This window comes from Paenibacillus sp. 22594, assembly GCF_052044425.1.
GTDB lineage: Bacteria > Bacillota > Bacilli > Paenibacillales > Paenibacillaceae > Paenibacillus_AQ.
The window spans coordinates 147,421-158,278 of the sequence record NZ_JBQENA010000012.1 but is presented as its reverse complement, the minus strand read 5'-3'; the positions used below and the strand labels follow the sequence as shown (position 1 = coordinate 158,278).

Sequence of the window (10,858 nt, the reverse complement as noted above, 5' to 3'; positions counted from 1 at the left end):
GTACGAGTCAGACGGCAGTAACGGTGAAGCTGAAGGATGCACAGGGCAATGGGCTGACGGCCGGAGGGGCGACGGTGTCAATCACATCGACCGCGGGATCGGTGAGCACCGTAACGGACAACCATAACGGAACCTATACAGCGATGCTGACGGCACCGGTAACGGTGGGGACTGCAACGGTCAGTGCCACTGTCGGTGGAACTGCGCTGGGCAGTACGGCAACGGTACAGTTCGTGCCCGGAGCACCGTCCAGCGTGAAGAGCACCATAGCCGTGGGCAATAGCTCGCTGGCAGCAGATGGGACGAGTCAGACAATCGTGACGGTGAAGCTGAAGGATGCGCAGGGAAATGGGCTGACGGCCGGAGGGGCGACGGTGGTAATTACGTCGACCTCGGGATCGGTGAGCGCCGTAGACGACAACCATAACGGGACTTATACGGCGATGCTGACGGCACCAACAACGGTGGGGACTGCGACCGTAAGTGCCACCGTCGGCGGCAGTGCGCTAACTGGAACAGCAACAGTCGAATTTGTAGCCGGAGCACCATCCAGCGTGAAGAGCACTATAGCAACAAGCGATAGCTCCCTGACGGCCGACGGCACGAGTCAGACGGCAGCGACGGTGAAGCTGAAGGATGCACAGGGTAATGCGTTGACGACGGGAGGGGAGATCGTGGCCATTACGTCGACCTTGGGATCGGTGAGCGCCGTCACGGATAACCATAACGGGACTTATACGGCTACGCTGACGGCACCGGTAGCGGTGGGGACCGCGACCGTAAGTGCCACTGTCGGTGGAACTGTTCTGGGCAGTACGGCAACGGTACAGTTCGTGCCCGGAGCACCGTCCAGCGTGAAGAGCACCATAGCCGTGGGCAATAGCTCGCTGGCAGCAGATGGGACGAGTCAGACAATCGTGACGGTGAAGCTGAAGGATGCGCAGGGAAATGGGCTGACGGCCGGAGGGGCGACGGTGGTAATTACGTCGACCTCGGGATCGGTGAGCGCCGTAGACGACAACCATAACGGGACTTATACGGCGATGCTGACGGCACCAACAACGGTGGGGACTGCGACCGTAAGTGCCACCGTCGGCGGCAGTGCGTTGCCGGGAACGGCAACGATACAGTTTATAGCTGGCGCACTTTCACCAGAGACTGGCATCATCGCGGCGGGTGATTTTTCGCTGATCGCCGACGGGACGAGTCAGACAGTGGTAACGGTGAAGCTGAAGGATGCACAGGGAAATGCCTTGACCACAGGAGGGGCAGTGGTGTTGATCACATCGACCTCAGGTACGGTGAGCACCGTCACGGACAACCATAACGGGACCTATACGGCGACATTGACGGCCTCAACTACGGTCGGGACCGCGAAAATAAGTGCCTCTGTCGATGGCATGTCGCTGGCCTCAACGGTAACGGTTCAGCTTGTACCAGGTGAAGTAAGTGCATCTCACTCCACAATTACCGCAAGTAGCCTGGTCGTTCGGGCGGATGGACAGAGCCAAGCCTTGATCTCTGTGAAGCTTAAAGACGGCTATGACCATCCGCTTGCAGGAAAACAGGTGCGGCTTCAAGCTCAAACTGGAAGCTCTGTCATTACAGAAGTTTATGGAAACTCTGTCACCAAAGAAGTGTATGGACTGACCAACGCGGTGGGCCTTGCCACATTTGCGGTCAACAATGTTGTGGCGGAGAAAGTGACTTATTTTGCAATGGATGAAGCAAGCGGTACAGCGCTGGATCAAACGGTGAATATTACTTTTACGTACGACCAGCCTCCTGTTATCGAACTGAGCATGGATCAGGCAGAACCAACCTTTGGCAGCGTAAATGTTGCGGTAACGGCGTCTGTATACGGTGAATTCAACCAGGTTTCCTCCATAAAATGGGCAGCAGGAAGCCGTTCGATCTCCTATTTTGATACACAGGGTACAGAAATTACAGACCACTTCACCGTACAGGAGAATGGAATTTATTCAGTCTATGTGGCAGATAAGGCAGGCAATGCGAATGTAAGCTTGATTGAAATCCGGAATATCGTTCCTTTGAGCAGCAATGCGGACTTGAAGGTCTGGCAGCTGATAGGACTCGGCGGGACGGTAAAGTTTGATTTTGACCCCGAGAAGTCAAGCAGCAGTCTGGAAGTAAACCATCCGGTGTATGGGTTGAAAATGCTTCTGACTCCTGCAGATGTCTATTCTGCCGTCTATGTGAACGAACTCCGGGTAGACAGTAATTCGCTAACCAGAGAGTATGTTCTTGCAACCGGTCAAAATAAGTTCGAGGTCCGTGTCAAAGCGCAGGACGATTCAATGAAAACCTACACGCTTAACGTGACACGCTTAGCCGACTCCAAGCCGGATTCAACACCAACACCAACACCAACACCAACACCAACACCAACACCAACACCAACACCAACACCAGCACCAGTCCCGATCCCAGTCCCAGTCCCGACGGCTCCTTCGAATTCCCCAAGCTCTTCGAATCCGCCATCACCGGATAAAATGCCTGTGGTTCGGGTTAATGATCAGAAAGTAACGGGGATTGTCACAGTTCAAACAGATACGAATGGAGCAAAATCCATCGACGCTCTGCTGGATTTGGATCACCTGCGTCAGGTAATCGATCCGCTGCCTAATGCCGCTGAAGCTAATCTCTCAATTTCAATCGAGGAAGGGGCAGACAATCTCGCACTAAGACTTTCCGGGGATACAGTCCCGATTCTGGCCGGGAAAGTAGCCACAATCACGTTCACAACCCAGCATGGCCAATATCGCCTGCCACTAAATGAAATCGTACATCGGGAGTCTGACTGGACGAAGGATATGGAAGTGAGGCTCTTGATGGGGCACGGCCCAGCGAAAGAAGGACTGCAGAAGGCGGTAAATGCCGGCGGGTATCAACTGGTGACTGATCCGGTCCACTTTACCGTCCAGATCAAGCGTAATGGCGAGACTGAAGAAATATCCAGCTTCAATCATTTTGTAGAAAGAGTTATTTACCTGCCTTTGGATGCCGGTGCTGCTTCAACGGCTGTGGTATGGGAACAGAATGCGGGTGTGCGTCCGGTGCCGACAACATTCATCACAGTGGATGGTCATCGGTCTGCTGTGATTCGAAGCCTTACGAACAGCACTTATGCAGTAATATACAGAACGTCCGAATTCACAGATATTCAGGGACACTGGGCTGAAAATGAAATTGCCAGTATGAACAGCAGATTGATCGTTCGGGGGACGGATGGGTCAGAATTTGCACCTGAAGCTATGGTTACCAGGGCTGAACTCGCTGCAATGCTGGCAAGGGCACTTGGGCTGCCGGAAGGAGGGAATCCAGCGGGTTTCCTCGACGTAAGCAGTGACAATTGGTACAGTGGCGCCGTAGCAGCATCACAAGCATATGGAATGATGGATGGCTTCGGAGATGGTACATTCAGACCGAATCAGGCGGTATCCCGGCAAGAAGCGATTGTAACGATTATTCGGGTATTGCGGCTGGCAGATGCAGCTCTGGTGATAAGTAATAGCGGAGCACAAGCCGATTTAGATGTCTATACCGACAGTGGCCGAATTGCCGGCTGGGCAAGTGGCGCTATACAGTCAGCCATTCAATCCGGCTTGATAAAAGGGTACGGAAATGAATTGCGGCCGCAGCAGTCATTAACCCGTGCTGAGACTACTGTCCTGCTGTACCGGATGCTGCTCCAAGCAGAACTGATGAATCACTAAAGCGTATTTTATAGATTGAAAACACCCCTTCGCACAGCCCTTGGAGTAAACCTCAGGTTTATCCAATGGAAGTGAAGGGGTGTTTTGGTATGACATGGGCGTGTACGCTTATCCGAGGAACTTGAAGGCATGTGGGATTTCGCTCCGCTGGGCGCATCGGCGGCAGATCCCCGCACAGCAGTCTATACGCACTGCCTGCCGGTACCCGGCTGCTGTTGTGAAGCATTATTACGGCAAGCTGCGAAGTTGATGGGGCTACAGCAGTTTCTCCATTACCATAACATCGATAAATGCTCCATCCATAACACCCTGTTTCTCAAACACCCCAACCTCGCGGTAGCCCATTTTCCGGTACAGGCCTTGGCCTGCATCATTGAAGGGAAAGGTGAACAATACAATTTTATGAAAAGCGTTGCCTTGCGCGGCGGCTTCCAGCTTCTCAAGCAAGGCGCTGCCAATGCCTTGCCCGCGAACGCTGCGCTCAATGTACACGGACAGGTCGGCTACCCCGCTATAAGCGCAGCGGTGAGAGTACGGATTGAGGGAGGCCCAGCCGATCACTGAATCTTCATGCTCTGCGACAAGTACACTGTAGCGCCCCTGATGATTCTGAAACCAAGTCTCCATATAGGCTGTATCCTTCAGTCCGGTTTCAAGTGTGGCTATCCGGTCTTCGATGCCCTGGTTGTAAATGCGGAGGATACTTGCTGTGTCCTCTTTCACAGCGGGGCGAACGGTAAGCGTAGAGCTTATCTCCATGTGTATCTCTCCTTGTCTCCTTATTTCTTCGCTTGGATTACTGCTGAAACGATATACTGATCAATACTTTCGCCCGGAATCCAGTCCTTAATAAAAGCTTTGGATTCATCCTTGGGCTCGATGGAAATCTCCGTGAACCCGCTCTCCCGCAGTATAGCCTCCAACTCCGATATGGAAGAAGCGCCGGAGATACAACCCGAATAAAGCTCGCCTAAGTCGTTCCTGATCTCAGGAGGAAGCTCAGCCGTGGTCACGATATCTGAAATGGCGAGGCGGCCGCCCGGCTCAAGGACCCGGAAGGCTTCACGGAATACCTGCGGTTTGTCCGGGGAGAGATTGATGACGCAGTTGGAAATGATAACATTCACGGAATGGTCGGCCAGCGGAAGATGCTCAATTTCACCCAGGCGGAACTCGGTATTTCCGAACTTCCCTTTCACCGCATTATTCCGGGCGCGGCTGATCATTTCGGGCGTCATATCGACACCAATGACATGCCCCTGGTCGCCTACCTGACGCGAGGCCAGAAAGCAATCGAAGCCTCCGCCGCTGCCGAGATCAAGCACGCGCTCTCCCGGTTTAAGCTCAGCAATAGCCTGGGGATTGCCGCAGCCAAGGCCCAAATTTGCACCTTCGGGAGCTGCTGCGAGCTCACTGCCGGAATATCCAAGCTTCGCGGAGATGGAATCGAAATCTGACGGGAAACCACAGCAGGAAGAGGCAGGCATCTCAGTTTTGACGGCAATTTGCGAATAGCGGCCCCGTACATTTTGGCGGATTTGGTCATCGGAAAGCTGTTTCATTCTTCAACACTCCTTTAGATGATAATATTTGCAAAATGCAAGTATAAGTCAAGAGAAATCACCCGGTAACGGGCGCACAGCATTTGCTGGATTTCCCCATGGCTTCATTGAAAAGCTTCACTGATCGTAAAAGAGTCTCTTGCTCGAATTCACTCATATACGAAAAGACCTCATCCAGATATGCATTCATTTGGGTATCAATGGTTGTAGCGGCCATCTTGCCGGGCACCGTAAGCGACAGTGTGTAGACTCGCCGGTCGCTGGGGTCCGGTGTTTTTTGGAGCAGATTCATTTTGATTAACGCTTGGACCTGCCGGCTGAACGTCGTGACATCTGTGCCCAGTGTTTCTGCGATCTGCTGCATAGAAGGATTATGTCTACGGTCCACCTCATACAGGATATGGCTCTGGGCAGGGGAGAGATCGCAGCCGCCGACGGTGCAGCAGTTCTTGTTCAGCAGTCCCAGGCGCCGGGTCATGATCTGAAATATCTCACGTGCATTTTCCAAGTAAGCTCACCTCGTAAATCAGTTATACAATATTTAATTGCACGTTGCAATGTTTATTTGAGGATTGTCAATGTTGCGATCCTGGTTTAGTATATAAGCACGGGCTTATATGTCTAGGATGGAGGGATTATCATGGAGGAAGCTGCCGGTATTGCGGATGTGACTGAGCTGGCTGATGACCTGAAGCTTTTGGGTGATCGGACGCGTCTCTTGATGCTGGCTTTATTAAAAGAGCGCGAATGGTGCGTATGCGAATTCGTTGAGATTTTTGACATCTCACAGCCTGCCATCAGTCAGCATCTGCGGAGATTGAGAAGCAAGGGCATCGTCAAGGAACAAAAAAGGGGCCAATGGGTACACTATTCGCTTAACATAGAAGATAAACCCCACATCCAGGCCGTGCTTCAGCTTACGCCGGATACTCCTGCGATTCTGGCCATGCTGAATAGAACGCCGGTGACGGTTTGCTGCGAAATATTGCATTAATCCAAGCGGATGTACACAGGAGGAAGAATTTTGGGAATCTTAGCAGGTCTTATCTTTATAGTAACGTTGATTTTTGTGATTTGGCAGCCCAGGAATCTGTCCATTGGATGGTCGGCCTGCGGCGGGGCGATTATCGCTTTACTTGTGGGTGTAGTCAGCTTTCACGATGTATATGATGTCACCCTGATCGTATGGAACGCAACACTTGCCTTTATTGCGATCATTCTGAATTCCTTAATCCTCGACAGAATTGGTTTCTTCGAATGGGCCGCCTTACATATGGCGAGAGCGGCACGCGGGAATGGCATCCGGATGTTCATCTATGTCACCATTCTTGGTGCGGTGGTGTCCGCATTTTTTGCCAACGATGGTGCGGCGCTTATTCTGACTCCAATCGTATTGGCGATGGTCCGTGCGCTGAATTTTGATGAGAAGAAGGTATTTCCGTTTATTATGGCCAGCGGGTTCATTGCGGATACCACTTCATTGCCGCTTGTTGTCAGTAATCTGGTTAATATTGTATCAGCGGATTTTTTCGGGGTAACCTTTATGGAATATGCCGGCCGGATGTTAATGCCTACTTTGTTTTCTTTGGGGGCAAGTATTCTGGTGCTATACCTCTTTTTCCGTAAAAGCATTCCGCGGTCCTTTGAAAGCTTACAGCTGAAACGTCCGGCAGATGCGATTAAAGACAAGAAGATGTTCAAGCTATCCTGGGTTATGCTTGCGGTCCTGCTGGTAGGATTTTTCGTCAGTGAATTCCTGAACATTCCGGTATCTGCCGTGGTGGGAGTGGTCGCAATCTTTTTCCTGCTGATGGCAAGAAGAAGTCCCGCAGTACCTACCATGGAAGTGGTGAAAGGTGCGCCATGGGCGATTGTATTCTTTTCGATTGGGATGTATGTTGTCGTGTATGGACTGCGCAATGCCGGTCTGACGGACGTTCTTGCCGATGTGATTCAGGCTGTAGCCGATCAAGGCCTGTTCGCTGCAACGATGGGGATGGGCTTTATTGCTGCCATCATCTCTTCGATCATGAACAACATGCCTACCGTGATGATTGATGCTCTGGCCATTGATGCTACGCATACCTCGGGACTGATCAAGGAAGCCTTAGTCTATGCGAATGTGATCGGCTCAGATCTGGGGCCGAAGATTACACCGATCGGCTCTCTGGCAACCCTGCTGTGGCTGCATGTGCTTTCGAGCAAAGGGGTGAAAATATCCTGGGGAGCGTATTTCAAAACAGGCATCATTTTGACCATTCCCACGCTGTTCATCACGCTGCTTGGCCTCTATATAACGTTGACCCTATTTTAAACTCAAAGGAGACTGAAACGCATGGATAAGAAAACCATTTACTTTTTGTGTACAGGGAACTCATGCCGGAGCCAGATGGCTGAAGGCTGGGCCAAGAAATACCTGAGCGATGAATGGAAGGTGTACAGTGCCGGTATTGAAGCTCACGGTCTGAATCCGAAAGCCGTTCAGGCGATGAACGAAGTGGGGATTGATATATCGGGACAGACGTCTGATATTATTAATCCGCAGCTGCTTAATAACGCTGACCTCGTGATCACATTATGCGGGGATGCCGCTGATAAGTGCCCGGTTACCCCGCCAAAGGTAAAACGTGAGCATTGGGGATTCGATGACCCGGCAAAAGCGCAGGGTACGGATGAAGAGAAGTGGGCTGTTTTCCAGCGGGTACGTGATCAAGTGGGCGCTCGCATTAAGCAGTTTGCGGAAACCGGCGAATAAAGGAGTATGATTATGGCGAATTATCACGAGCTCATTCCGGGCAAAGTCTATATTGGCGGAGAGAATGCACTGTTCGAGGCTCTGCAGGAGCAGGAGATTAGCGATGTATTCGATCTGAGGGATACCGGAACGGAAGCGGAAGGATTTCCGGCAAAGGTAACCCGTCATCATTATCCGATTGTGGAGCATGAGAGCGGCCAGGAGGCTTCGGTGCAGGCAGCTATCCATGCGGTTACAGCGGCTGTGAATAGCGGCAAAACGGTTTATTTTCACTGCGCTGGAGGCCGTAACCGTACAGGAACTGTAGCAACGGGAGTCCTGCTGGAGCTGGGGCTGGCATCCACGGTACAAGAGGCGGAAACACTCGCCACATCCAAACGTCCGGATATCCATATCAAGCAGGAAATGCGCGATGTGCTCCATGGCTTTTATCCGCCCCAATAAGCTATTTCGAAAGTTAGAGGCCGTCTCCCTGGGAGATGGTCTTTTTACTTCCGGTTCCTGCGAATCCGGAGGAAATGTCCGGAAATTACGGGCAGATAAAATAACAATAACAATATGATTAAATACAATATTAATTTGTTTTAAAACGATAAATCATATGCTAAAATCATGTTGTCATTACATAAGTGGAGGAGGTGTTTTAAATGAATGTTAGGCGAGGTTCAACCACTTTCTTAAAGGTGATTATTGTTCTGGCTGGAATTGCAGTGCTTGCTTTGTGTATATTTTTAGTACCCCGTATAGCGAATTTCGCAGCGGAGTTGTATCCAAATGTTTACCTAATGAAATATCTCCTTTTCATCGTGATGTATGGAGCGGCTGTGCCTTTTTATTTAGCGCTCTATCAGTCTTTCAATCTTTTACGGTACATTGACGAGAACACAGCGTTCTCTGAATTATCTGTGAAAGCGTTAAAGAACATCAAGTGCTGTGCGATGACAATCAGTGGTTTGTATGTATTAGGTATGCCGCTCTTTCGTTTTATAGCGAAGAAAGTTGACCCTCCTGTTGGATTTTTGGGACTCATCATCATATTTGCTTCGTTGGTTATCGCCGTTTTTGCTGCTATCCTCCAAAGGCTTCTACAAGAAGCGATTAACTTCAAATCAGAGAATGATTGGACGGTCTGAGGTGGCGAAAATGACAATTATCATTAATATTGCTGTTAGAATTTAACATAGCCATGTATTAAAAAAAAGGGATGCTGTACAGCCATTGATGATACGCATGGCGGATACAGCATCCCTTTAATTGTAGTTGCGGAGTTTACTGTGCAGCTGCTCCCCGGGCAAGCTCCTGGCGGACGATCGGCGCAACCTTGGTGCCCAGCAGCTCGATGGCACGCAGGACTTCACGGTGCGGCATAGTCCCGACGTTGACATGCAGGAAGAAGCGGGTAACGCCGAGATTCTTGTGCAGGAGCAGAATCTTCTCGGCGACATATTCGGAATCTCCTACATAGAGGGCGCCGCGCAGACTGCGGGCATCGTCATAGGTCGCACGGTTGTAGGCTTGTCCCCAGCCCCGCTCGCGCCCGATGACATTCATCTGGGCTTGCGTGGAAGGATAGAACAAGGCGGCTGCCTGCTCGGTGGTTTCGCCGACAAAGCCATGCGAATGTGTGGCGATCTGCAGTTTGTCCGGGTTATGACCGGCCTTGGCGGCAGCCTCTTTGTACAGCTTGACCAGCGGTGCGAAGCGCTCCGGCATGCCGCCAATGATGGCGAAGGCGATAGGAAGGCCAAGCATGCCTGCCCGGATTGCGGATTCGGGATTACCGCCGCTGGCGATCCATACCGGTAGCGGGTCCTGGACAGCACGCGGATAGACAGGAAGATTATTTATAGCCGGACGATGGCCGCCGGGCCAGGTTACTTTTTCCGAGGCTCTGATCTTCAGCAGCAGTTCCAGCTTCTCTTCGAACAACTCGTCATAGTCATCCAGACTATAGCCGAAGAGCGGGAAGGATTCGATAAATGAACCCCGGCCCGCCATAATCTCTGCACGGCCGTTAGAGAGGCCATCCAGGGTAGAAAAGGCTTGATAGACGCGTACGGGATCATCCGAGGACAATACAGTTACAGCGCTGGTGAGCCGGATCTTCTTCGTCATAGCCGCTGCAGCGGCAAGCACTACAGCGGGGGCACTGCCGGCGTAATCGGCACGGTGATGCTCCCCGATACCATATACATCCAGTCCGACTTGATCGGCAAGTACAATCTCTTCCACGGCTTCACGCAGTCTTTCGGCATGACTGATGACTTCGCCGGTCACCGGATCCGGTGTAGTTTCCAAAAATGTGCTGATGCCTATTTCCATACGGTTATCCATTTCGGGCATTTCAATCCGCCTCCTTTATTCGTATCTTTATATTACTATACTTTTTAATGTTTCTCAACTTTAGTAAGTGATTGTGAAACAAAAAAATACCCGCCACCCAAGGCAAGCAGGGGCGGCAGGCAGATGCAATAGTGCGGCTTTAGGATTTCTTTTTGCCAACGGCAAGCTGTACAATCATGATGACAAGAACGAGCAGGGCAATGAGCTGGTCTGTACTCATAGGGGTCCGACCTCCAATCCTTGGCAGGATGGCTCTTCGGACCGCATCTCCTCTCCCAAGAAGCTGCTTCGTTCCCCCTTTACAGACTATGAGCTCGTGAAGGAGAATATTACGTATATTGGATTCTATATCCATCCTCCTGATCTTGCTGTCATACGGCTATCAATATTGTACAAAAACAGATCAATATTTGAACCTATGTGATTAGGAATGAACCGTTTATACTAAAGGGAATAAGGCA

12 protein-coding genes are annotated in these 10,858 nt (G+C 51.1%); 7 read left to right on the top strand and 5 right to left on the bottom strand.

The window, feature by feature from the left end:
• Both ACTJKB_RS27595 and ACTJKB_RS27590 read left to right on the top strand, forming a co-directional pair.
• The coding region (locus ACTJKB_RS27595) for an invasin domain 3-containing protein (protein ID WP_440837519.1) at positions 1-3,737 on the top strand (3,737 nt) is incomplete at its 5' end.
• A 79-nt stretch (positions 3,738-3,816) separates the two neighbouring features.
• Positions 3,817-3,987: a hypothetical protein gene (locus ACTJKB_RS27590; RefSeq protein ID WP_440837518.1), complete on the top strand. Its 171-nt coding sequence runs from the start codon at positions 3,817-3,819 to the stop codon at positions 3,985-3,987.
• A 5-nt stretch (positions 3,988-3,992) separates the two neighbouring features.
• Here ACTJKB_RS27590 and ACTJKB_RS27585 read toward each other — a convergent pair whose 3' ends face one another.
• The 3 genes from ACTJKB_RS27585 to ACTJKB_RS27575 are packed head-to-tail and all read right to left on the bottom strand — an operon-like array spanning position 3,993 to position 5,807.
• Positions 3,993-4,496, bottom strand: coding sequence for an arsinothricin resistance N-acetyltransferase ArsN1 family A (locus tag ACTJKB_RS27585; RefSeq protein ID WP_440837517.1), 504 nt, complete (start codon positions 4,494-4,496; stop codon positions 3,993-3,995).
• A gap of 20 nt (positions 4,497-4,516) precedes the next feature.
• On the bottom strand, positions 4,517-5,299 hold the full coding sequence (locus ACTJKB_RS27580) for an arsenite methyltransferase (protein WP_440837516.1): 783 nt from the start codon (positions 5,297-5,299) through the stop codon (positions 4,517-4,519).
• 58 nt (positions 5,300-5,357) lie between these two features.
• A complete protein-coding gene (locus tag ACTJKB_RS27575; RefSeq protein ID WP_440837515.1) occupies positions 5,358-5,807 on the bottom strand; it encodes a MarR family winged helix-turn-helix transcriptional regulator in 450 nt (149 codons plus the stop codon).
• A 132-nt stretch (positions 5,808-5,939) separates the two neighbouring features.
• Here ACTJKB_RS27575 and ACTJKB_RS27570 point away from each other — a divergent pair, with 132 nt between their 5' ends.
• The 5 genes from ACTJKB_RS27570 (at position 5,940) to ACTJKB_RS27550 (ending at position 9,187) form a co-directional block, all read left to right on the top strand.
• The gene (locus ACTJKB_RS27570; protein WP_440837514.1) at positions 5,940-6,293 is read left to right on the top strand and encodes an ArsR/SmtB family transcription factor; all 354 of its coding nucleotides are present in this window, start codon (positions 5,940-5,942) and stop codon (positions 6,291-6,293) included.
• Positions 6,294-6,323: 30 nt separating this feature from the next.
• Entirely contained in the window at positions 6,324-7,613 is a 1,290-nt protein-coding gene (locus ACTJKB_RS27565) for an arsenic transporter (RefSeq protein WP_440837513.1), read from the top strand.
• Positions 7,614-7,634: 21 nt separating this feature from the next.
• Entirely contained in the window at positions 7,635-8,054 is a 420-nt protein-coding gene (arsC, locus tag ACTJKB_RS27560) for an arsenate reductase (thioredoxin) (protein ID WP_440837512.1), read from the top strand.
• Positions 8,055-8,066: 12 nt separating this feature from the next.
• On the top strand, positions 8,067-8,498 hold the full coding sequence (locus tag ACTJKB_RS27555) for a protein-tyrosine phosphatase family protein (RefSeq protein ID WP_074085050.1): 432 nt from the start codon (positions 8,067-8,069) through the stop codon (positions 8,496-8,498).
• Between the two features lie 203 nt (positions 8,499-8,701).
• Entirely contained in the window at positions 8,702-9,187 is a 486-nt protein-coding gene (locus tag ACTJKB_RS27550; protein WP_440837511.1) for a DUF2975 domain-containing protein, read from the top strand.
• 136 nt (positions 9,188-9,323) lie between these two features.
• Here the strand turns inward: ACTJKB_RS27550 and ACTJKB_RS27545 are convergent, their stop codons facing one another.
• Both ACTJKB_RS27545 and ACTJKB_RS27540 read right to left on the bottom strand, forming a co-directional pair.
• On the bottom strand, positions 9,324-10,397 hold the full coding sequence (locus ACTJKB_RS27545; protein ID WP_074111059.1) for an LLM class flavin-dependent oxidoreductase: 1,074 nt from the start codon (positions 10,395-10,397) through the stop codon (positions 9,324-9,326).
• Between the two features lie 139 nt (positions 10,398-10,536).
• Positions 10,537-10,752, bottom strand: coding sequence for a hypothetical protein (locus ACTJKB_RS27540; protein ID WP_440837510.1), 216 nt, complete (start codon positions 10,750-10,752; stop codon positions 10,537-10,539).
• Between the last annotated feature and the right edge of the window lie 106 nt (positions 10,753-10,858).